We start from the raw sequence: 22,856 nt of genomic DNA, 5'->3' as shown, positions 1-22,856 counted from the left end.
ACGACTGGCACTAACCGACCGAAATCAGTGGCACAAATCGAACCGAAATATCCAGCGAATAAGGAGAGAAGCAGTCTTAGCAAAATATGTAAAATCAATGCTTACTCAACATATCAAGGTGAACAAGCCTAATAAATATGTTTTTGAAAGTGGTCATACTGGCAAACAATACGGGGACACGACAGTCAGAAAAATTCTGGTAAATCAAGTGATTAAAAGTGGGATTACTAAAAAAGTAACTTTTAAAACATTAAAGTACTCATATATTATTCATTTGCAACAACTAGGTTATCCTTTACAATTCACACTTGCGAATTTGAAAATGAATTCCAGTCATTCATTGGAATTTTTCACTTTAATAGTAAATAGAGACATTAGTAAAAAGCCATTTAGCCCACTTGACAAGATTATTTTAAGAACGGAAGTTGAACACCCTATTAATGTTGAATATTTTGAACAGGCAATATTAGGGATACCTGATAAAGATGAAGCTGATTATTTAAAAGAAGCTCTGGTTTGTATGAATGCGGGTTCATTGCGAGCAGGCATAATATTCGCTTGGAATGCTGCGGTACTGAATTTACGTAAGAAAGCATTTGGTCACGGCAAAGTAACTCTAAATAATGCTCTTAAAAAATTCAATCCTAATGCAAAAGAAATAAAAAAGATTGAAGACTTCGCATATATAAATGACGCATTACTTTTGCAATCAGCCCAAGAACTAGCGATAATTGATAAGGGAGAAAAAGACTCTTTGGAAGATTGTTTGGATACTAGAAATAAATGTGGTCACCCTGGAAATTATAGACCAAAATCACTAAAGGCAGCCTCAATTATGGAAGAACTAATAACAATAGTATTCAAATGAAAAAAGATTACAACGGTTTTCGTAGTCATTTAGAGTTCGTTGATTAACAACATTGGTTTTTAATTCTATAGCAAGCTCAAAAGCTTCTTTTATTTTGAGAGATGGCTCTTCTAAAAAATCAGTATCAAGGTTGTCATTATTGAAAGTTTGAACATTGGCTTCAGAATTACTAGTATTTGCCATTTCCATATGACTATGGCTCGTAGATTCCGTTAAGTTTACAGTTGAAATTTGAGCTTTTTTCTGCTGATATAATGCGGTATTATCATTAAAAGGATTGTACCCTTCATTTAATAATTTTAGTAATTGCTTTCTATAAAGTGAAAGCAGCGCATAGCGGTTCTCCTTATTTTTGAAACGGTTAGCCTTGCCATATATATTTTTCAATCTTTTTAGTTTACCTGTTTTAGGGTCTAAATATGAAAAATACACATACCATCGCTTACTCAAATCTCCTTTGCCGTCATAAATTTTAGGCTTTGAAAAAAGAGTTTTATATTCTGAATCGTGTTCCAAATCGTATTCATTTTGAAGGCCTAAAGTAATCAATTCATTTAACGTTGACATAAAAAAACGGTTTAGTGTGAACTAAACCGTTAATTTTGAAATGAATCTAATTTGTAGCGAGAGGGGGGCACGATCCCCCGACCTCCGGGTTATGAATCCGACGCTCTAACCAGCTGAGCTACCTCGCCATTAATGGGGTGCAAATATAAAAACAAAATTAATGGCAACAAACATACCTCACGAAAATAATTTTATATATTTCGTTTTTAAACTTAACAATTAATGTATATATTGAGCACGTTAATATTTTAGTTTATGGATGAAAAAGTAAAGTTTGAATTAGAATTCCCAATACAAGCCTCACCGCAATTGTTATATCAATATCTATCAACACCTTCGGGGATGTCCGAATGGTTTTCTGACAATGTCAATTCTAGAGGCGAACTTTATACCTTTATATGGGATGGTTCTGAAGAGCAAGCCAAACTTTTAAGTAAGAAAAATGGCGAACGTATTAAATTTAGATGGATGGTAGATGAAGAAGATGGCAATCCATATTTTTTTGAAATTAGAATACAGGTGGATGAAATTACTAAAGACGTGTCTTTAATTGTAACCGATTATGCTGAAGAGGACGAAATTGAGGAAGCCAAAATGTTATGGACCAACCAAATTTCGGATTTAAAACAAGTTTTAGGTTCGGCTTAACAACTATACTTTTAATATCAATTATATTTGTCCCGATCTAATAATCGGGACTTTTTTATGATTAATTTTAACGGAAAATTACATGCTAATGCAGCCATTTTGTCTTTGGAAAACAGAGGCTACAAGTATGGGGACGCCTTGTTTGAAACAATTAAAGTGATTAACGGTAAGCCGTTGTTCTGGGAAGATCATTATTTTAGACTGATGGCTTCTATGCGGATTATGAGAATGGAAATCCCTATGGGTTTTACTATGGAATTTTTAGAATCTGAAATCTTAAAAACTTTAGAAGCAAATAGTCTAGATCAAAAAATAGCACGTGTAAGAATCACCGTCGACAGAGGTGAAGGAGGTAACTACCTACCGATTTCAAAACAAATAAATTTCAGTATTTCTTCTAGTTTATTGAATGAATCAAAGTATGTCATTAATGAAGTTATAAAGTGTGAGGTTGATTTATTTAAAGATTTCTTTATCAATGAAGGTTTGCTTTCAAACTTAAAAACAAATAATAAAATCACCAATATTTTAGGTAGTATTTATGCGCAAGAAAATGATTTAGATAATTGTTTGCTTTTAAACAACAGTAAAAATGTGGTTGAATGTTTAAATGGAAATATTTTTCTTGTTCACGGTAATATTATCAAAACACCACCACTTACCGACGGTTGCTTAAAAGGAATTATGCGTCAACAACTTATAGGTCTTTTAAATAAAAACGAAAAGTTCACATTAGATGAAAGTTCTATCTCTACCTTCGAACTTCAAAAAGCTGATGAACTGTTCTATACAAATGTGATTAAAGGCATAGTACCCATAACGCACTACCGCAAAAAAACTTATAAAACACAAATTGCTCAGGAATTATTAGGAAATTTGAATACAAAAATCGGTACTTAATTTAATTATAACTGGGATGTTCAGGGGCATTAGACCAAATACTGTAGTTGTCGTCTAGTTCCAACATTTTTTGCTTCCAAATACCACTATCACAATGCTCTAGCAAGTTGTTTTCGTAAATGTTAGGTGATACTAACCATGAATTTCCTAATAATTCTTCTTTTAATTGTTTGGCATCCCAACCAGAGTAGCCTAAAAAGAATCGGATGTCTTGTTCAGTGATATTGTGACTATTTACCAACGAAAGCGCAATTTCAAAATCGCCACCCCAATAAATTCCGTTTGATATTTCTATGCTTTCAGGAATCAGTTCTGGTTTATTGTGAACAAAGTAAAGATTATCCTGTTCTACAGGTCCGCCATTATATACTGTAAAATCAGACTCTGTATTCTGAATAAGATCTTTAAGCGTATAGTTTAATTGCTTGTTCAAAATAAATCCGATTGAACCTGTAACATTGTGGTCGGCCAATAAAATAACCGCACGATTAAAATTGATATCACCAATAATCGATGGTTCGGCAATAAGTAAATCTCCTTTTTTGATACGTTGCGAAGTCATAGCTAAAGATTTTATTTAAAACTATAATATATTTTTATAAAAACCAATAGATTGAGTGGTTTTATACGAAAAAAGCCTGCTTTGTTGGAGCAGGCTTTTCAATATTCATCGAACTATAATTAATTGACAGCGTTGCTCAAATCTGAACCAGCTTTAAATTTCACTACGTTTTTAGCTTTAATTTTGATAGTTTTTCCTGTTTGTGGGTTTCTTCCTTCTCTTGCAGCTCTTTTAGAAACTGACCAAGATCCAAATCCAACTAAAGAAACTCTATTACCTTTCTTAAGTGATCCTTCTATATCACCTAAAAGTGAATCTAAGGCTTTTTTAGCAGCGGCTTTTGTAATTCCAGCATGTTCTGCCATTCCATTGATTAAATCTGTTTTGTTCATAAATTTAAATTTTTAATTATTAAATAGTTGGGTAAAACGTATTTTGTTAAATCCTCTTACAAATTTATACGGATTCTACTGCCACGCAAGTAATAGCAAGGGAAAAACCAGTTTTTGTTAATAACTTTAAAGAAATGTTAATAAAGGAAGTGCATTTCATCGGAATTTTCATAATCCTAGTAAAATAAGGCACTTATACAACATAGGCCGATTCGCTAAATTGAAATCCGTTTAAAAGGTCTTTAGCATCCATTTTTCGTTTGCCTGGGAGTTGTAGTGTTTCAATTTTAACAAATCCGTGTTTCACAGAAATTTTAATAGTTCCGTTTTCTACAATCACTTTACCGTTTTTGAAAGGATGGTCTTCTAGGATCTTTTTAATATCATAAAGCTTAATGTCTAAAACGTCTTCATTATTGTGTAAGGTCGTCCAAGCCGATGGAAACGGATTTAAACCACGTATTTTATTGCAAATAGTGTCTAGATCTTGATTCCAGTCTATCTTACAATTATTCTTGTGAAGTTTATAAGCGGTTTTTAAATTAGAAACTTCTGGCTGAATGGTCGTTTGCACTTTATCGTCAGCAATTAATGAAACCGTTTCAAGGACTAACTCACTTCCCAAGTACGTCAGTTTGTCGTGTAATGAGCCAACCGTTTCAGTAGTTGAAATATCTGTTTTCTTGAAGGCGATAATAGCACCTGTATCTATTTTTTCATCAATAAAAAATGTAGTAACCCCTGTTTCATTTTCACCATTAATAATAGACCAATGAATGGGCGCAGCTCCGCGATAATCTGGCAATAATGACGCGTGTAGATTAAAGGTGCCATAAGCAGGCATGCTCCAAACAATTTCTGGCAACATTCTAAATGCCACCACAATTTGCAAGTTGGCATCGAGCGCTTTTAATTCCTTTAAAAATGCTTCACTTTTTAAATTTGTGGGTTGCAAGACTTTTATCTGGTTTTTTAAAGCATAGATTTTTACTGCAGATTGCTGTAATTTTTGTCCACGTCCTGCTGGTTTGTCAGGTGCTGTTATAACGCCAACGATATTATGGTTGGCTTCCACAAGTGCTTTTAAGCTGCCTACAGCAAAATCAGGAGTTCCCATAAATACAATTCGTAAGTCACGCATGGTTATGATTTTTGTTTTAATTGATAAGTGTTTTTACTTGTGATTTCAATTTTATTTAATTCTAAGCCTAATTTTAAGGCTTCTAAAACTATATTACTATTCAATTTTAATGCGGCAATTAAAGATCGTGAACTCAAGGTTTCTGTTTGTAAATGCAATAGTATTTCTTTAAGAATAAATGATGGGTCTATTTCATTTTGGCTTACCTCATGTTGCAAACATACCGAACAAATTTCACAAGCAGTTTTGGAAGTCTCCCCGAAAAAATGTAGTAATTGACTATTTAAACATTCTTTAGTATTATTCACATAATTTAAAACGGCATTAACGTGCTGGTGTTTTATTTGATGTTGTTTTTCAACTTCCTTGGCTATAATATTTATGGTAATATCATCTTCTCTTGGCACCAAAAAAGTAACTTCTGCATCAGTATTGGCGTGATGAAAGCTAATCATTTCATCTTTTACTAATTGTTTTAAGGCATTGATTAGTTGCGTATCAGACACATTAATTTTTTGTGCAATCAGACCAATATTGATTTGCGTTTCAAAATCAAAAATACCACCATAGGTTCGTAAGAGTGCTTTTAAAACCAATTCTTGATGCGGCTGTTTTTCTAGGTATGAAAAAACCGTAGCGCTACTAACCACAATTTGAACTTTGCTCACATAATTGAATTGTTGATTTAAATTGATAATGCTATGTCTATCTAAAATTTTAAGTGCATTGTAAGTAATTCCTGCTGCTAGTTGATATGTGCTGCAAAAAGTATTAAAGTTAAATTGGTGTGTGTCTTCTTGACCCTCGCCGTATGGAATTCTAAAATAATTATTCAGCTTTTTATAAACTGTTTTTAAATAGGAAATACTGGGTAAATTATTCAAAAATTGTTGCTTAAGTTGGTCATCATCACCTTTTCGTTTTAATATAAAGGCATATGCTGGTTGATTATCTCTGCCTGCACGTCCGGATTCTTGATAATAACTTTCTAAGCTTTCAGGCAAATTAAAATGAACGATGCTGCGCACATCAGGTTTGTCAATTCCCATTCCAAAGGCAGTAGTGGCTACCATTACAGGTGTTCTGTTATGTGTCCAACTGTAAAGTCGTTCTTGTTTTTCGGTATGACTAATACCTCCGTGAAAAAACGTCGCTGCATATCCACAAGTTTTTAAAAATTCTGATATCTCAATGGTTGCTTTTCTATTTCTAACATAAATAATGGAGGCTCCTGGATGTGTTTGTAAAATTTCTTGTAAGTGAAAATATTTATCTTCAGTATATACATTGTGATAAGCAATATTTTCACGCTGAAAGGAGGCTTGAAAACGCTTTACAGCAATCAGGTCCAGATCTTTGACAATTTCTTCAGCCACAATTGGTCTGGCTGTGGCCGTTAAGGCTAAAACATTAACGCTTGGCTGCAAAGTGCGTAACAGTTTAATGTGTTTGTAGGCTGGTCTAAAGTCATGACCCCATTGCGAAATACAGTGCGCTTCATCTACGGCTATTAAATTTACATTCATTTGCTGAATGCGCTCTTGTACCAACGCTTGCTGCAGCCGCTCTGGTGATATGTATAAAAATTTATAATTGCCATAAATACAGTTGTCTAATAAAGTGTCTAACTCACTGTATGATATGCCACTAGTTAATGCCATCGCCTTTATTCCTTTTGATTTTAAGGTATTAACTTGGTCTTTCATCAAGGCTATTAACGGTGAAATAACAATGCAAATACCAGGTTTTATAAGCGCTGGAATTTGAAAGCAAACAGATTTTCCGCCACCTGTTGGTAAAATAGCTAAAACATCCTCATTTTCCAAAACGGCGCTGATAATGTCTTCCTGAAAAGGTCTAAACGCCGTATGTTGCCAGTAGCGTTCTAATATTGTTATAGGATGACTCATCAAATTTGATTAAAAGTGATTTAAAATATAATCAATACGCTCGTCTACTGTTCCAAAAGGAACATCGTTTAGTTGATAGTTAAATTGGCTATAAATATTTATCAAAAAATCATGAATTTCAACTGCCTGCTCAAAGGTTTCGTAACGCTCGGAATCGCTTTTAAAAATTGCCTTCCAAGGTTTTAAAACAAATACGGCATCATAACTGTGGTTTTTACATTCATTCACAAATTCTTCTGGATAAGAATCGCCAATAAAATTCATATAAGCCAACACATCGGGCATACCACGATCAAAAAATATGAGTGATTTCGCGCTGTTTTCGGCATCTGTAAATTGCTGCTTTCTGGCAGTTAAAATCTTCTGGCTAAATAATAAAGGGTTCGTTAAAAACAGCTGCTCTGTACCTTCTTTTCTAGCTTCTAAGGTGACTTGTCGGGATATTTCTTCTAAACAAAAATAGCCGCGTTTTATGAGTCCGTTGATGATTGAAGATTTTCCTGTTCCAGGTCCGCCGGTGATTACAATTTTTGTAGTATGCAATGCGTTATTTTTATGTGTAAAATTCGTAATTATTCAACGAAATAAAAAATGTGATATAAAATGTATCTTTGCATATTAAAAATGAGTAATGAGTCAAGATAATAATACAGATCAGTTTTATCAGAAATTAAAAATACAACTTCAAGATACGTCCTTGTGGCCAACACAATATTTATTTAAATTTATTGTAAAAACCAACAAAGAAAAAATTAAAGACATCCAAGATATATTTGATAATGTTGGGGCCGTTATTGATACTAAACCTTCGAAAAATGGTAATTATACTAGTGTTTCAGTTCATGTAACAATGAAAAATCCCGATGCTGTTATAAATAAATATAAAATAGTGGCAGAACGCGTCGAAGGCGTTATTTCCTTATAGACTAATGGCACAATAGTTATTAATTTTTTGTATTTTGCGACCTGAAGTACAACTTCAATTTATTAACATTCAATACCTAATTTAAATTTTGATTGACGATTTAGAATACAACACAGAACGTGAGCATTTGATCATTCCAGAATACGGACGACATATGCAAAAAATGATCAACTTCGCTAAGTCACGTGAAACGAAAGAAGAACGCAATAAAGTAGCAAAATCTATTATATCGGTAATGGGCAATCTTCAGCCTCATTTAAGAGATGTGCCTGATTTTCAGCATAAACTATGGGATCAGCTTTTTATTATGGCTGATTTTGATTTAGATGTAGATTCGCCTTATCCCATTCCCCTAAGAGAAGTTCTGCAGCAAAGACCAGAACCGCTTAAGTATCCACAAAACCATCCTAAATACAGGTTTTATGGCAATAACATCAAAACTATGATCGATGTAGCTGTAACCTGGGAAGATGGCGATTTAAAAGATGCCTTAGTTTATACCATTGCTAACCACATGAAAAAGTGTTTTTTAAACTGGAATAAAGATACGGTTGAGGATGATGTAATTTTAGCACATTTGGCCGAATTGTCTAACAATCAACTAAAAGTTAAATCTTCATTTGACGATTTAAGCGATGCTAATAGCCTAATGCGTTCAAAGAAAAAATACGCTAGCAATAAAAAAACAAAAAAACCTCAACATAACAATCGTACTAGTAGAAAGCGTTATTAATCTATGGGAACATTCAAAATTGAAGGCGGTCATCAATTAAAAGGAAGTATAAAACCGCAAGGCGCCAAAAACGAAGCACTTCAAATTTTGTGTGCTGTACTACTTACCGATCAAAAAATTACCATAAACAACATTCCAGATATTGTAGATGTTAATAAGCTAATTACCCTTTTGGGCAAGTTAGGTGTTAAAGTCTCTGCTCAAGGGGCAAATTCTTATGAATTTCAAGCAGACGATATTAATATGAAATATTTGGAGTCGGAACAATTTAAAATAGACGGTGGAAGTTTACGCGGTTCTATTATGATAGTTGGACCGTTGCTTGCCAGATTTGGAAGAGGTTATATTCCCAAACCTGGTGGTGATAAAATTGGCCGTCGTAGATTAGACACGCATTTTGAAGGTTTTATAAAGCTTGGTGCAAGTTTTAGATACAATCGGGAGGACCACTTCTATGGCGTTGAAGCTAAAGAACTTATTGGAACTGATATGTTATTGGATGAAGCTTCTGTAACTGGAACCGCAAATATTGTAATGGCTGCGGTATTAGCCAAGGGAAAAACTTCCATTTATAACGCAGCATGTGAACCTTATTTACAACAATTGTGTAATATGTTGAATAGAATGGGCGCCAAAATAACTGGTGTTGGTTCAAATTTGCTCACTATAGAAGGCGTTAAAGAATTAGGTGGAACCACACATACCATGCTGCCGGATATGATTGAAATAGGTAGTTGGATTGGACTGGCAGCTATGACCAAAAGCGAACTTACCATTAAAGATGTTAGCTGGAAGGACTTGGGTCAAATCCCCAATGTTTTCAGAAAACTGGGCATTACTGTGGAACAAAAAGGCGACGATATTTATATCCCAGCACATACCAACGGATATACCATACAAAAGTTTATAGATGGTTCAATATTAACCATTGCCGATGCACCATGGCCAGGATTTACGCCTGATTTATTGAGTATCGTTTTAGTAATTGCTACGCAGGCTGAAGGTGAAGTACTCATTCATCAAAAAATGTTTGAAAGTCGTTTGTTCTTTGTTGATAAATTGATTGATATGGGCGCGAAAATTATTTTATGTGATCCGCATCGCGCAACTGTTATTGGCCATAATTTTAAGTCGCAATTGAAGTCAACCGTAATGACCTCACCAGATATTAGAGCTGGTATCTCATTACTTATCGCCGCACTTTCCGCTAAAGGAACTTCGGTAATTCATAACATCGAGCAAATAGATCGTGGTTACGAGCGTATAGATGAACGTTTACGTGCCATAGGTGCTAAAATAGAACGGATATAGACATCAGAAAAGCTCTGAAATCCAGAGCTTTTCGAAATTGTTTATGGAATGGTTCACATGGTGTAGTTGCTAAACTTCTCAAATAATAACCAACTACATTAAATGGCTAACGACGCAGCAAAAGAATTATTGTTTGAATCGTAGAATATTTTATCGTACAAATTTTTGAATCAGGCATTCCAAACTTATCTCCTCTTTTTACTTGTTTTTAGATAACTAGTTGTCAGAAGTTTAAGATAAAAATAAAGGCTTATGTTACATTTATGTTAAAAAATTGTTATATTTACATAAAAAATGTTAATGTTTTGTGTAAAACATATCGTTTTTCTTTTAATATTTAGTTCGTTCAGTTTTGAAAGTATTGGGCAAACTCATTCTTCTATTAATCTGGGATACTTAAGCACTAATTCCTCAGAAAACTATTTCTTTAAAGCACCTTTAAATATTCAATTTAATGATGCAATTTTCAATAATGAGAATTGGCTGGTAGGTATTTCTAATGAACTCAATGGGGAATTTATAGAGGGCACTAATTTTCAGTCGATAGAATTGTCTAATTCAGTTGCTATTAGTTATAGATTTCGTCATTTTGGTAAAGGTCGTCTTGGTTTTTTTGGAAGTGTAGGATGGATTTCTGGAACACATCATCAAAATTTTGATATTCTCTATTTCAATCCAGAAATTAATGATGAATCTGTGGAACCTAGCCGATTTAAATCTGAAAGAAATATAGTTGATGTCAGTGTTGGAATTAGTTTTAATACCAATTCAAAATCTAATCTATTTATCGATGCTGGTCCAATAATTCAGTATGTATCATACAATCCTGTTACTGCTACGGTAAGGGACTTTAGTTTTGATTACGAAGCTAAAGAATCTTTTATAATTCCAGGATTTTCAATTTCATCGCAACTATTATTTAACCCAAAAAGCACTCTAGCATTAGGTGTTTATGCTGAAGGGAAATTATTACTGATTGATGATGCTATGGCTGCCAATTTCGGAATCGGTCTTAGTGTAAGCTTAAATCACCGTAAAAAGCTACCTAATCAACAGGAAACCTTAATCATAGACCAAGTTGAAAGCGTCAAATTACCAACACGGCGGAATCTGCCTGATTATTGGAAAAATATGGACTTCAACTATCAGCTCGATTATAACCAAAGAAAATTATCAACCACTTTTCCATCTATTAATTTAAATAGAAAAAGGATTAATGATATTGTTTTTTATCAATTCCAAAACGATACAATTTATATACATAATCCTGAAAATCATATTCCTGAAATAGGAAACGAATATTCAAGTAAGGCTAAGATTTCCAGCATTCAAAATTACCTTATAAGACCCAACTTCTTGCTTATCGCGGATAGTGAACTGGATAATCAGGTTAACGTCTTATCTTTTAATACTGAAGACACCCAACAAACCATCTATGTCATAAAGGATCACAGTTATGATTTTTCGTATTATTATCCTGAATTAGAAAGAAAAATTTCGGATGGCCAATCCAGAGCCAACAAAGCTAGAGTAGCCAAAGAAGCAAAATTGAATGAAAGAGATAGTCTATTAAGGTTGATGGATTCGTTAGATCTGCGCTATAACGAGTTAGTTTTTATTAATAAAATTTTAGATAATTATCCAGATGTGTTAGGTGACAAAATAAGGAACATTCTCGATTCTATTGCCGATGCTGGTGACCATTCTTCAATGGCGAATAACATTATTACAGAAACAAAAAATAAGAAGAACGATTGTGAAAATAGGATTGCCGAATTGAAGTCGGAACTTGCTAAACGCAAAAACGATTGTGCTGAGTTGGAGAATGCCATTGAAAAGGCCATTAGTAAATTAACCTCTGCCTATTTAATGAAAATGGGTATTACTGCTGAAATCACATTAGATGGCGAAGGAGGCTACAATTTAAAGTTTACTGGTGTAATGCTACATTCATACGATAAAACATCAAAAAAGTCACGTGATGAAATAAGACAAATGAGAAAGGATTTGTCCAATTTAATAGATGCGTTGGAAGCCTGTAAAAACGACACAAATCGCTTAGAGCAAGCCATTCAAGATACCAAAAATTTATGTGATGATTACGACAGTGAAATTAGTGAACAGGAAGACGCCATCAATGATGCGGCCGATCAAAGCGCTATATTGAAAAGTGCGATAGAGGATATTTGTGAATCTATAAAAAAGGCACTTGAAAATTTGTTGAATAAATGGTGTGAGGACCATCCCGACTTATGTGATTTTAAAGATGAATTGAAGGCATTGCTTAATGATAAATGTCCCACAAACGCGCAAGAATGGGAAGATTTTTGGAACGATTTTAACAATATTATTAATAAAAAGAAAGCCTTAGAATCTAAAATAGCCTCAGATATAAGTGATACTGAGAAGGACTATGACGACAATAGTAAAGATATTGATACGCTCGATGATGATTTATCGGATGCCTTGAGCGATATTTCCGACGCTCAAAATGAAATAGCCAAAAAAGCTCAAGCTGAGGCTGATGCTGCACGTATTGCAGCTGAGGAGAAGAGAAAGAGAGACGCCGTACGTGCAAATCGGGCCAAGAAGGATCAAGAAATTAAAGATTTAATAGACGATATAAAAAATGGTAGTGCAGGTGATGATGCGTTCGAAGATTTGGTAGAATTGATTGGACTTGGGGCATTAGACGATTTAACCGGCAACACTAAAATAGGAACTATAATTGGTGGTTTACTAGTTTTAAAGGACCAGCCTGAATGTGTTTGTCCAATTTTTGTGGCTTTAAAATCTGCATTAGGGGCGGCACAACGAGGAGCGTCGTTTGAAGTGTTAGCACATGCCGATGACTTTATAAAAAAATGGAAGGAATGTGCAAACTTACCATCTTTACCTATGTCTATTTCGGAAGGTGCAGATACGCTAGCCGACGCAATCGAAAATATGACAAGAGAGCAGCGTGCCAATGCAATAAATGGATTAGAATCTGCACTAAAACTAAACTGTAAGTAAATATTTTAAGAAACCGCAGCTTTATAAACCTTTAAGCAACGTTCCCGTGCCATTTTATGATCTACCATTTCTGATGGATATTCTAAGCTATTTAGGTTTTTTACCCACTTGTTGATGTATTTATGGTCTTTGTCAAATTTATCTATCTGAGTAGTGGGATTAAAAATTCTGAAATATGGCGCCGCATCTACACCACATCCTGCAACCCATTGCCAGTTACCAACGTTGCTTGCCATTTCATAATCATGAAGTTTTTCAGCAAAATAAGCTTCTCCCCATCGCCAATCAATGAGCAAGTGCTTGCATAAAAAACTTCCAACTAACATTCGTATGCGATTGTGCATAAATCCAGTTTCGTTGAGTTGGCGCATGCCTGCATCTACCAAAGGATAGCCAGTGTTTCCTTCACACCATTTTTTAAACTCAGCTTCGTTGTTGCGCCACTCGATGCGGTCGTACTGGGGCTTGAAACTCTTGGTTGACGTATGAGGAAAATGCCAGAGAATTTGCATAAAAAATTCACGCCAAATTAATTCTTTTAAATAGGTGATATTCTCACGTTTTGAAGCTTTATCAACAAGTTTTCTAATGCTAATAGTGCCAAACCTCAAATGTGGACCAACCCGAGAGGTTTCGTCATGGGCGGGAAAGTTTCTTGTAGCTTCGTAAGCATCAATGAGATCAGCGTCAACATCGTAATCGGCAACTTTTATATCCGATGAATTAAATCCGATGTCACTTAAACTTAAAAATGGCAGCGATGTATCTTTTATGCAATTGTCAAGTAAATTTTCTGATTTGTAGGGGAGAGTATCTTCAGGCTTAAAATGTTCTAACCACTTTCTGGAGAAAGGTGTATAAACTACATAAGGATCACCATCATTTTTAACTACCTCGCTTTTTTCAAAAATAACTTGGTCTTTAAAGGTTTTGAAATCGATGTTTTTAGCACTCAGAAAGTTTGACGTGGTTAAGTCGCGTTCTGTAGCATATGGTTCGTAATCTCGGTTGGTGAAAACGTTTTCAATCTCAAATTTTTCGATTAAATTTTCAAATATTTCTAATGGTTTACCATGGTATATGGCGATACAGCTATTGTGTTTTTTTAGTTGTTGGTTAATGTTAGAAATGGTATCGTGAATAAAATTGACTCTGCTATCGTTTTTGGGCAGTTTATCAAGAATTTCAGAATCAAATATAAATATGGGTAACACAGGTAGGTTTTCAATCAACGCGTTATATAAACCGGTATTGTCATCTAACCTTAAGTCTCTTCTAAACCAAAAAACATTCACTTTTTGCATTATAACTCTATTATTTTGAATGGTATTTGCCGAATTTAGTCTCTAAGGCTTGTGTTCGGTAATCAAATATTTCTTGTAATTTGGGCTTTACCAAATATGGGAGTACCAATTTTCCTAAAAACCCTAAAGGCACTTTATAATGTATCAAATCTTCCATTTCAACGCCACCTTCAATTGCTTTTATAAAATGTTTGTGATGCCACATGGCGTATGGACCGTAACGTTGCTCATCCACGAAGTATTTAAGTGGCTCAACATGGGTAATTTCAGAAACCCAACTGGTTTTAATTCCTAAAAGTGGTGTTACAATATATTCTATCATTTGACCCGCATACATGGGTCTATCTCCACCTGAAACAATTTTGAAAGTCATATATTCTGGTGTGATGACTTTGAGATTAGCTGGATTTGATAAGAATTCCCAAGCGTCCTCTAAGCTAATTGGTAGCTTTTGAGTGGCGTGTAAGGTATATAGTTTCATGAATTTTAATTATAAAAATAAACGTAAGCATTTAATGAACTGGCAATTAAAAGCCAGATGGCGTAAGGTAATAGTAACAATTGTTTTGCCTTAAATTGTTGAACGTAAAATAATGTTAAAAACAAAATGAGCAATGTTAATGTGATTATCACAAACAAGGCAAAAAGCACTTGCTGTTGGTTGAAAAAGAAATAATTCCAACTTACATTCAACAACCATAAAACGACAAATAAACCAATTTTAAAGTTGCTTACTTCAGTTTTGAAAAAGTAAGTTAAATAAATTGAAAAACAAAACATAATGAGTGTCCAAGCTGCGCCAAAAACCCAACCTGGTGGCGTCCATGAAGCTTTATTCAGATTCATATACCAATTGGAACTTGGGCCTTCACCCATAAGCCAGCTACCGATGGCTAATCCACCGAAATTTAAAATAAGAAAAAGAACTAATAAATAGCCAAACTTCATTTTAAGTGTTTCGTAATTTTTGAACTCATAGGACTTGTCATTGAGCCATACGAATCTACCAAAATTCCTTCAGGATTAACCAAAAATTTATGAAAATTCCACTTAACGGAACTATCTTTTTTTCCGTTTATAAATTTATTAGTAAGCCATTTGTATAAAGGGTGCTGATTGTTGCCTTTCACATCCACTTTTTCAGTGATGAGAAACGAAACGCCGTAATTTATTTCGCAAAATTCTTGAATGTCGTCGGCACTTCCAGGTTCTTGGTTTCCAAACTGATTACAAGGTACACCAATCACCACCAAGCGTTCTTTATAGGTTTGATAGAGTTTTTCTAAGTCTTTGTATTGTGGTGTAAATCCGCATTTGGAGGCCACATTTACAAAAAGCATGAATTTGCCTTTAAATTCGGGCAGCACGATTTTTTCGCTTTGTAAACTATTGATTTCAATATCGTATATAGACGATTTTGGTTCGGTTTCGGGTGAATTGTTGTTTTGAAACAAGGTATTAGCAAATACTTTTATTGGATTCATAGTTTTATAATTTAAAGCTAACAATGCCACAATCTAATTCAAAAATTTGTCCTGAAATTTTAGAAGCCTTATCTGAAAGTAAAAAATGTGCCATATCAGCAACATTTTCTGGCTGTAAGAAAGTTTTCATTGGATGACGCTCGTTCATATTTTCAATCATTTTATCGTTGCGGAGCAATTTAGATGCTAAATCTGTATTGGTCACGGTTGGAGCAATCGCATTCACCCTTATAGTTGGAGCCAATTCAGCGCCTAACGAAATGGTTAAACCTTCAACAGCCGATTTAGCCGCTGCCACACTAGCGTGGAAGGGCATACCTAATTTTGCGGCGACTGTACTAAATAATAAAATAGAAGGATTATGTCCGTTTTTCAAAATTGGTAAATATTTTTGAATGGCCTTTACAGCACCAATTACATTGATGTTGAAATCATTTTGAAAATCTTCAATGCTCAACCTATTTATTGGTTTTAGATTGATACTTCCTGGTGCATAAACTAAGCCGGCAGCTTCGCTAATTTCTGGTAATTCGTCAGATAATACGTCACAGTTGTAATGGGTTAAATTATGATGAGTATTTTCGGGTGCAGTTCTACTGATATTTATGACTTTGTTGTCGTTTAAAAGGGAATTCACAATAGCATTTCCAATACCTTTACTTCCGCCTATAATGATGTAAGTTTTCATTTAATTATTTTTTAACTTTATTTTAAATTTTTAAAAAAAGCCAAAGATTTCAATTTAGAATACCTTTGGCTTTTAACGTTTATGCGGTTAATGGCACACCTTTTAACCGCTTTTCAATTTTTTGTTTGATAGCGGTGAGGCGTTTCATAACCTCCATAATTTTGGCATCTTTCTTTTTCTTGTATATTTCGTTTAAACTCAATATCAATTCCTTAGCTTCTCTTGCCGCAACAATGCGATCACTTGTTGTTTTAAACTTGAATTTTCTCTGTTCAAATTCCTGAGCTTGGTTCAATAAATCCATAATCTAATCTTTTAAATAGTTTTGCAATTCTCTAATTTTATCAGGATTATTAAATGCTCCACCGTAAAATGTAGTTACCGTGGCCGAGGTATCATCCTTTATACCTCTTGAAGATACACAAAGGTGTTTGGCGTCTAAAATAATTGCTACATCCTCAGTTTCTAAAATTTCTTGAAGATCTTTACCAATTTGATTGGTTAAACGCTCTTGTACTTGTGGACGTTTTGCGTAAAACTGCACTATACGATTTAATTTTGATAAGCCTATTACTTTTCCGGAAGAAATATAAGCAACATGCGCTTTGCCAATAATCGGCACAAAATGGTGTTCGCAGTTGGAATAAAAAGTAATATTTTTTTCAACCAACATTTGATTGTATTGATATTTGTTATCAAACAAAGCTACCTTTGGCTTATTCTTCGGATTTAATCCTGAGAATATTTCATCGATGTACATTTTCGCAACACGATCTGGTGTTCCTTGTAAAGAATCGTCTGTAAGGTCTAAACCCATTACGTCCATAATTTCACTAAATAAAATGGCAATTCTTTCTTTTTTTTCTTGGTCAGACATTTTAAAGGCGTCTGGCTTCATAGGAGTTTCAAGTCCTGTGTAGAGGTGGTCATCACCTATGTCTTCTATGGTAAAACCGTTTAATTTTTTACCATTCACTTGTTTTTTAAGTACTAATTTTTCTGTATTCATAGCGTCTTTTTAGTGTGCTGTCCTTAAGAACTCCAGGCTTAAGGCAAAGCACGATTTATCTTTTTGAAATGGAGTTATTTGATATACTCTTTTGTCTGCTGCACTTAAATCTACCATCGGTAAATTCTCTAAGTTTGGCGTGTTTTGTTTTTCTTCCACTAACGCGTTTTCTCCACATTTTAAAGCTACTTGGCTTCATTTCTCGGCGCATTAGGTCAATCACATCTTGTTCTTTTAAATTGAATTGAAACAAAATAGCGTCGAAGGTTGTGCGATCTTCCCATGCCATTTCGATGATTCTATCAATTTCTATGTCATTTAATTCTTTCATTAATATGGCATTTCATACTGTAAGTCGTATTTTACCTTGGCATCTAACAGTTTGTTAAAAAATAATTTATTTTCTTTCAACAATTTATTATTGGTGAATCGTACAAATCTACCCTGAGCATGAATGCTAGCGCCGTTGGTTTTGTAGATTACCAATTGATAATATGGAATAACCCACGTAAAATTCTTTAATCCTTTATTGATGTATAATAAAATTCCGTTCGGACGCATTTCAATATTACCGTAGTTAATATCGGCAATGCTGTTCATGTACGATTGAAAGTTAGGACTTACCTCTGCAATCATCATTCGCTTTGAACCAATACCTTTCAGCTTTATCGACTGGAGAAAAGAATACGGCTTTCCAACGATATCATTAATTAAATTATCGTGTTCCTTGTTGTTGTGTGTTGTATCTAGAACCATGTCTTTTAAATCTTACTCAAAGATACAAAATGTTTAATGTTTTAATCGAATAGTTAAACAATAATTAACACTTTAAAATAACAGGAACAACAAAGTATTGAGCAAAAGGTATCTATCTATTTTTTAGAAGCTCTTTTCGATTGGATAAAGTGTGTCTATTTAAAATTCTTATACTTTCACCCTGAACGTCTTTTTGTTTTTGCATCGCCCATAAAATTTCGGAAGCGTGTTTGCGACTTTTTTGAAGTTCTACTATTGGCTTGGGATAGTTGATGCCTAGCTTGAAATTAAATAACTGTTCTTCCAACGGTGTTAGCAAATAGGGTTCGTGTACAAAGGCTATTTCTAAATCGGCCAATTCAGGAACCCATTTTTTTATAAAGACAGCATCAGCATCATGCTCGGTACTGTTTTTTATCGGATTGTAAATCCGTAGGGTATTGATACCAGTTTCGCCCGCTTGCATTTGAAGTTGAGGGTAGTGAATTCCAGGTTCAAAATCTAAAAATTGTCTGGATAAATAATGAGAAGCATCTTGCCATGGTTGCCATAAACAATGTGTGAAAAACGACACCACCAAAGCGCGCATCCTAAAGTTTAAATAACCTGTTTGATTTAAACAGCGCATGCTAGCATCGATTAGCGGAAATCCGGTTTGTCCGTTTTGCCATGCCTGTTGGTACCGCTCCGAAATGGTTTTTTTAAGTTTGTGATAACCTTTATTGACACTCATAAACTCCATACTGCATTCCATTTCAAACTTTTGAATAAAATGAGCTTGCCATCGCAATCTAGAGGCAAAGGCTCCTAAATGCCGATTTGGCTTGCCATCTTTTGCCAAAACTGCTTGCTGAAATACTTGCCGCACGCTTAAATTTCCCCAAGCTAAATAAGGCGATAACCTACTGCAACTCTTTCTTGACAAATCAGGTTTTGAAATGTGAAACATATAATTCTTGTGCCGTTCTTCAAAAAAAGTTTTGGCATATCTTAATCCCATAGTAGTGCCACCTTTTTGAAAAGGCGATTGCACATTGGTTTTTAAATCAACCAATTCAAAATAGTTCTCGAGTTGTTGTATTTCTTTAGTAGTTAATAATTGATTGGGATTTGGATCGAAATCAATTTGGTCTTGAATCATATAGTCATCCCAACTTTGGAACCATTTGTCACGATTTTTTAGACCTCTTACTACACCGTTGTTAATATTTTGAACCCATGTTATAAGGCTGTTTTTACAAAAACGTTCAAAATCTTTGTCGCGGTCATAAGTTATTTTAATCCCTGTTTCTTGATGCGAAAACACAGTATCAATTTTATAAAATTGAAATAATTGATTGATGGCTGCCGTAATATCCGACATAACCACCAGCACTTTACTGTTATGAGCTTGTAGTCTTTCGTTTAAATCTCTCAACGATTCCTTTATAAAATCCCAGTGCCGCTGACTGTAATGCTCATCTTCAAGCAATATATTTTCAAATGCGTACAACAATAAAACACGATTACCCGTTTGCATAGCGTTGTGGATTGCTTCATTGTCTTGCAATCTCAAATCGCGTTTTAACCAAACTAGTGATAGGTTTTGTTTGTTATTGTGCATCTAATTGTTCTAAGAATTTCGCAGCATTTTCGTGGTGCGCCATTTGTTTGTCTTTACTCATTTTATCGAAGGTTCTCACCAACATTCCAAGTCGGGGATTACTCAAGAAAAATTCTCGTTGTTTATCCATGAACGCCCAAAACAAACCATCCCAAGTTGTCTGCCATTGACCTTTTTTGTAATCGCTCATTTTTAAAACATAATTACTTCCACTTATATAGGGTTTGGTAGACATGAGTCCGCCATCGGCGAATTGGCTCATGCCATACACATTGGGTACCATAACCCAATCATAAGCATCTATATACATTTCCATAAACCAACGGTACACTTCGTCGGGGTCAAACTCGCACAGCAACATAAAGTTACCCAAAATCATCAAGCGTTCAATATGATGGTTATAACCAGTTTTGAGCACTTTTTTGATGCTGTCGTCCACTGGGTCTATACCTGTGGTACCGTCGTAAAATGATCTGGGTATTTTTCGCTTAAAGTTCCAGAAATTTTTGGTGCGTTCCTCACGTCCTTTAACTTCATAAATACCTCTTATGAATTCTCGCCAGCCTATAATTTGACGCACAAATCCTTCGGTGGAATTAAGCGGAATATCATTTGCTCTAGCAAACTCTATAGCTGTATCAACCACGTATTTCGGACTCAACAAACCCACGTTGATTAAGGGTGATAATAAACTGTGATTCAAGATAATTTCCTCTTTGACTATGGCATCTTCATAAGGTCCAAATTCTTTAAAGCGCTCTTTTAAAAATTGATTCAACCAAGCTTGTGCTGTTTCAAAATTTGCTGGATATAAGTTTTTTGCATCCAGTTCACCAAAGTGATTACTGAAATGTTGGTTGACATAATTAAACGCTTCCTCATAAAATTCGTCACTTTTAGGAAACGCAATGGCTGGTGGTGTTTGTTTTGCAGGATATTTCAAGCGGTTTTCATCATCGTAGGTCCATTTGCCGCCTTTGGGTTGCGAATTTCCTGTCATCAAAATATCCAGTCTTTCGCGCTCACTTTTATAAAAGGCTGTTTGAAAAAACTTCTTTTTGTTGGGTTGAAAAAATCCTGATAAATCCGAAGTGGTGTTAATAAACAATGGATTTTCAAACTTATTCAAAGTAAGGCCTTGCTTTTTTGCGGTGGAAGTTATTCGACGATTTAACCAATCATCAGTTGGACCGATATAATGAATATGCTCGACACCGTTTTCCTTCAAATGTTTCAACAAAGTGCGGACATCAGCAAGTTCAGAAATTGCTTCAATATAATTCACGTTAAACCCTGCAGCTCGTAAAAATGCTCCATATTGCTTCATGCTACTGCGATGAAACGCAATTTTCTGTTTGTGAAATTTATAATGGGTGAAAAACAAATCACTTTCAATTAAATAAACATCACCATCAAGATTAAACAAGGGTGAATCTTTGAAGAGTTGATGAGGGAAAATAAGTCTTACTGTTTTCATTTAAAATAAAGTGTTTTGTAACCATAATCGCTGATATTTTCCATTAGGGTCATAATTACTAGCTTGCAATTGAATATTGAAAACCCGATCGCGCGGGTCGTTTCCAACGCCTGCTACATACATCCAATTACCGTAATTACTGTGAACGTCGTAGTCGAGTAGGAGCGACTCAAAATAAGCCGCACCAATGCGCCAATCTAATTTGAGTGTTTTGGCAAAGTAGGAGGCCACATTTTGCCGACCCCGATTACTCATAAAGCCGGTGTGCTTGAGCTCGAGCATATTGGCGTTCACAAAGGGTTCGGCAGTGGTGCCGTTAATCCATTTATTGATGTCTTTTTCATGATGATACCAATCGTAATCGGTATTTAATATCCCGTCTATTTTAAAGATGTCGTCGCCGTGTTTAAGCGACACATATTTAAAGTAATCTCTCCAAATCAATTCAAAAATCAACCAATAAGTAGAATCATTTTTAAACTGTTCTTTTTCAAAGGTCTTGATGGCCCAATAAATAGTTCTGGCAGAAATACTTCCATTGGCCAACCACGCCGAAAATTTTGAGCTGTAATCGGTTCCAATTAATCCGTTGCGCGTTTTTTTGTAAACTCCTAATTTTTTGGTTTCAAAAAAATAGTTGTTTAATCGGTTTAAAGCTTCGGTTTCGCCGCCTTTAAATGGGAAAGCCGAGTTGGGATGCGTTTCAAATTCCTCAAAGCCTAAATCCCTTAGTGTTGGAATGGCTCTGTTATCATTAACTAGATTTTCTTTCGAAAATATTGGAATTTCAACGGTTCTACGTACTTGACTCTGTTTTTCAACATGTTTTCTAAACACTGTAAACACTTGAGGAATTTCCTTAAATGTCAAGCCAATATCATGTGGGTGATACAAAAACTGGTCAAATACACTTTGTAATTTGGTACTTGCGTTTAAGTTTTTTGACAGTTGGGTTTCAACATTGCGTTCTTCTTGGGTCCATTCTTTTTGAAAAAAAACTGTTTCAACTCCGTAGGTATTGCAAATTTCAGGAATTATGTTTTCAGGTTTTCCTTGAATTACCAATAAAGAAATTCCATGCATTTTAAGATTTTCTTGTAGATTCTCTAAAGTTTCCAAAAGAAATTTAGCTCTGAATTTTTCAGTTTTTTTAAACCCGAATTTATCGGTTTCAAAATGTCTTGGGTCAAGGCAGTAAATAGCCAAAAGACTTTCAGTATTTTTAGCGGCATTGGCTAAAACCGCGTTATCATTTACTCTTAAATCGTTTCTAAACCAAACTAGGTGTTTTACTTGTTGCGTCTGCATTTTTCACTACAATATTTTACATCATCCCAATTTTTCTCCCACTTTTTACGCCATGAAAATGGACGCAAGCAAACCGGGCACATTTTTTCAGGGAGATGCTCTTTTTTCATTAATTAATTCTCTTTAACAATAGCGTTAATCATCCCATCAAACACAAACCAATGAAATGGCGTGACGGCATACCAATACAGGCGACCGGCCAATCCTTTGGGTCTAAAAGTGGCGGTTTGATAGAGAATACCTTCTTCAATTTTA

Annotated in this window: 27 protein-coding genes and 1 tRNA gene; 7 read left to right on the top strand and 21 right to left on the bottom strand. The window is 34.7% G+C overall.

All coding sequences use genetic code 11. The features are described from left to right. The coding region (locus V7Z48_RS11310) for a hypothetical protein (protein WP_334113603.1) at nt 1–868 on the top strand (868 nt) is incomplete at its 5' end. Here V7Z48_RS11310 and V7Z48_RS11305 read toward each other — a convergent pair. Both V7Z48_RS11305 and V7Z48_RS11300 read right to left on the bottom strand, forming a co-directional pair. Beyond that, entirely contained in the window at nt 845–1,435 is a 591-nt protein-coding gene (locus V7Z48_RS11305) for a hypothetical protein (protein ID WP_334113602.1), read from the bottom strand. The genes V7Z48_RS11310 and V7Z48_RS11305 overlap by 24 nt on opposite strands. Nucleotides 1,436–1,489: 54 nt before the next feature. Then, nucleotides 1,490–1,563: transfer RNA gene (locus V7Z48_RS11300), tRNA-Met, on the bottom strand. Between the two features lie 127 nt (nt 1,564–1,690). Here V7Z48_RS11300 and V7Z48_RS11295 point away from each other — a divergent pair. Both V7Z48_RS11295 and V7Z48_RS11290 read left to right on the top strand, forming a co-directional pair. Then, nucleotides 1,691–2,083 carry an START-like domain-containing protein gene (locus V7Z48_RS11295; RefSeq protein WP_334113600.1) on the top strand — a complete coding sequence of 131 codons (393 nt, stop codon included), beginning with the start codon at nt 1,691–1,693 and terminating at the stop codon, nt 2,081–2,083. Nucleotides 2,084–2,140: 57 nt separating this feature from the next. Then, nucleotides 2,141–2,983, top strand: coding sequence for an aminotransferase class IV (locus V7Z48_RS11290; protein WP_334113599.1), 843 nt, complete (start codon nt 2,141–2,143; stop codon nt 2,981–2,983). Nucleotide 2,984: 1 nt separating this feature from the next. Here V7Z48_RS11290 and V7Z48_RS11285 read toward each other — a convergent pair whose 3' ends face one another. From V7Z48_RS11285 to V7Z48_RS11265, 5 genes are all read right to left on the bottom strand, one after another. Next, nucleotides 2,985–3,545, bottom strand: a complete 561-nt coding sequence (locus tag V7Z48_RS11285) for a YqgE/AlgH family protein (protein ID WP_334113597.1) — start codon at nt 3,543–3,545, stop codon at nt 2,985–2,987. Nucleotides 3,546–3,664: 119 nt separating this feature from the next. Then, nucleotides 3,665–3,937 (bottom strand): HU family DNA-binding protein, encoded by a 273-nt coding sequence (locus tag V7Z48_RS11280; protein ID WP_334113594.1) that lies wholly within the window; start codon nt 3,935–3,937, stop codon nt 3,665–3,667. A 193-nt stretch (nt 3,938–4,130) separates the two neighbouring features. Then, complete coding sequence (gene fmt / locus V7Z48_RS11275) at nt 4,131–5,078, bottom strand: methionyl-tRNA formyltransferase (protein ID WP_334113593.1); 948 nt, start codon at nt 5,076–5,078, stop codon at nt 4,131–4,133. Between the two features lie 2 nt (nt 5,079–5,080). Then, on the bottom strand, nt 5,081–6,988 hold the full coding sequence (locus V7Z48_RS11270; RefSeq protein ID WP_334113591.1) for a RecQ family ATP-dependent DNA helicase: 1,908 nt from the start codon (nt 6,986–6,988) through the stop codon (nt 5,081–5,083). Nucleotides 6,989–6,997: 9 nt separating this feature from the next. Continuing rightward, nucleotides 6,998–7,531, bottom strand: coding sequence for an ATP-binding protein (locus V7Z48_RS11265; protein ID WP_334113590.1), 534 nt, complete (start codon nt 7,529–7,531; stop codon nt 6,998–7,000). A gap of 88 nt (nt 7,532–7,619) precedes the next feature. Here V7Z48_RS11265 and V7Z48_RS11260 point away from each other — a divergent pair, with 88 nt between their 5' ends. The 4 genes from V7Z48_RS11260 (at nt 7,620) to V7Z48_RS11245 (ending at nt 12,972) form a co-directional block, all read left to right on the top strand. Further along, the gene (locus V7Z48_RS11260) at nt 7,620–7,913 is read left to right on the top strand and encodes a DUF493 family protein (protein WP_334113588.1); all 294 of its coding nucleotides are present in this window, start codon (nt 7,620–7,622) and stop codon (nt 7,911–7,913) included. Between the two features lie 88 nt (nt 7,914–8,001). After that, a complete protein-coding gene (locus V7Z48_RS11255; RefSeq protein WP_334113586.1) occupies nt 8,002–8,646 on the top strand; it encodes a DUF4290 domain-containing protein in 645 nt (214 codons plus the stop codon). Nucleotides 8,647–8,649: 3 nt separating this feature from the next. After that, entirely contained in the window at nt 8,650–9,957 is a 1,308-nt protein-coding gene (murA, locus tag V7Z48_RS11250) for a UDP-N-acetylglucosamine 1-carboxyvinyltransferase (RefSeq protein ID WP_334113584.1), read from the top strand. Between the two features lie 300 nt (nt 9,958–10,257). Further along, the gene (locus tag V7Z48_RS11245) at nt 10,258–12,972 is read left to right on the top strand and encodes a hypothetical protein (RefSeq protein ID WP_334113582.1); all 2,715 of its coding nucleotides are present in this window, start codon (nt 10,258–10,260) and stop codon (nt 12,970–12,972) included. A gap of 5 nt (nt 12,973–12,977) precedes the next feature. Here V7Z48_RS11245 and V7Z48_RS11240 read toward each other — a convergent pair whose 3' ends face one another. The 14 genes from V7Z48_RS11240 to V7Z48_RS11175 form a co-directional block, all read right to left on the bottom strand. Continuing rightward, nucleotides 12,978–14,279: a cryptochrome/photolyase family protein gene (locus V7Z48_RS11240; protein WP_334113605.1), complete on the bottom strand. Its 1,302-nt coding sequence runs from the start codon at nt 14,277–14,279 to the stop codon at nt 12,978–12,980. A gap of 7 nt (nt 14,280–14,286) precedes the next feature. Further along, nucleotides 14,287–14,757 carry an SRPBCC family protein gene (locus V7Z48_RS11235; RefSeq protein ID WP_334113580.1) on the bottom strand — a complete coding sequence of 157 codons (471 nt, stop codon included), beginning with the start codon at nt 14,755–14,757 and terminating at the stop codon, nt 14,287–14,289. A gap of 5 nt (nt 14,758–14,762) precedes the next feature. Further along, nucleotides 14,763–15,224, bottom strand: a complete 462-nt coding sequence (locus V7Z48_RS11230) for a TspO/MBR family protein (protein ID WP_334113579.1) — start codon at nt 15,222–15,224, stop codon at nt 14,763–14,765. Then, nucleotides 15,221–15,760 carry a glutathione peroxidase gene (locus V7Z48_RS11225; protein WP_334113578.1) on the bottom strand — a complete coding sequence of 180 codons (540 nt, stop codon included), beginning with the start codon at nt 15,758–15,760 and terminating at the stop codon, nt 15,221–15,223. The genes V7Z48_RS11230 and V7Z48_RS11225 overlap by 4 nt, the downstream gene beginning before the upstream one ends. A gap of 4 nt (nt 15,761–15,764) precedes the next feature. Beyond that, on the bottom strand, nt 15,765–16,448 hold the full coding sequence (locus V7Z48_RS11220) for an SDR family NAD(P)-dependent oxidoreductase (protein ID WP_334113576.1): 684 nt from the start codon (nt 16,446–16,448) through the stop codon (nt 15,765–15,767). Between the two features lie 79 nt (nt 16,449–16,527). Beyond that, complete coding sequence (locus V7Z48_RS11215; RefSeq protein ID WP_334113575.1) at nt 16,528–16,752, bottom strand: hypothetical protein; 225 nt, start codon at nt 16,750–16,752, stop codon at nt 16,528–16,530. Between the two features lie 3 nt (nt 16,753–16,755). After that, nucleotides 16,756–17,457, bottom strand: coding sequence for a GTP cyclohydrolase I FolE (gene folE, locus V7Z48_RS11210; RefSeq protein ID WP_334113574.1), 702 nt, complete (start codon nt 17,455–17,457; stop codon nt 16,756–16,758). Nucleotides 17,458–17,512: 55 nt separating this feature from the next. Further along, nucleotides 17,513–17,788, bottom strand: coding sequence for a TIGR03643 family protein (locus tag V7Z48_RS11205; RefSeq protein WP_334113573.1), 276 nt, complete (start codon nt 17,786–17,788; stop codon nt 17,513–17,515). After that, nucleotides 17,788–18,213, bottom strand: coding sequence for a hypothetical protein (locus V7Z48_RS11200; protein WP_334113572.1), 426 nt, complete (start codon nt 18,211–18,213; stop codon nt 17,788–17,790). Before V7Z48_RS11200 ends, V7Z48_RS11205 begins: the two co-directional genes overlap by 1 nt. Before the next feature lie 112 nt (nt 18,214–18,325). Next, complete coding sequence (locus V7Z48_RS11195; protein WP_334113571.1) at nt 18,326–19,816, bottom strand: cryptochrome/deoxyribodipyrimidine photo-lyase family protein; 1,491 nt, start codon at nt 19,814–19,816, stop codon at nt 18,326–18,328. After that, complete coding sequence (locus V7Z48_RS11190; RefSeq protein WP_334113570.1) at nt 19,806–21,293, bottom strand: cryptochrome/photolyase family protein; 1,488 nt, start codon at nt 21,291–21,293, stop codon at nt 19,806–19,808. The genes V7Z48_RS11195 and V7Z48_RS11190 overlap by 11 nt, the downstream gene beginning before the upstream one ends. Next, on the bottom strand, nt 21,294–22,601 hold the full coding sequence (locus V7Z48_RS11185) for a DASH family cryptochrome (RefSeq protein ID WP_334113569.1): 1,308 nt from the start codon (nt 22,599–22,601) through the stop codon (nt 21,294–21,296). After that, on the bottom strand, nt 22,583–22,711 hold the full coding sequence (locus V7Z48_RS11180) for a DUF2256 domain-containing protein (RefSeq protein WP_334113568.1): 129 nt from the start codon (nt 22,709–22,711) through the stop codon (nt 22,583–22,585). The genes V7Z48_RS11185 and V7Z48_RS11180 overlap by 19 nt, the downstream gene beginning before the upstream one ends. Before the next feature lie 3 nt (nt 22,712–22,714). Continuing rightward, the coding region (locus V7Z48_RS11175) for a DUF2867 domain-containing protein (RefSeq protein WP_334113604.1) at nt 22,715–22,856 on the bottom strand (142 nt) is incomplete at its 5' end.

It is taken from the genome of Paucihalobacter sp. (assembly GCF_036825875.1).
Lineage (GTDB): Bacteria > Bacteroidota > Bacteroidia > Flavobacteriales > Flavobacteriaceae > Paucihalobacter.
This window is presented reverse-complemented; position numbering and strand designations above follow the sequence as displayed.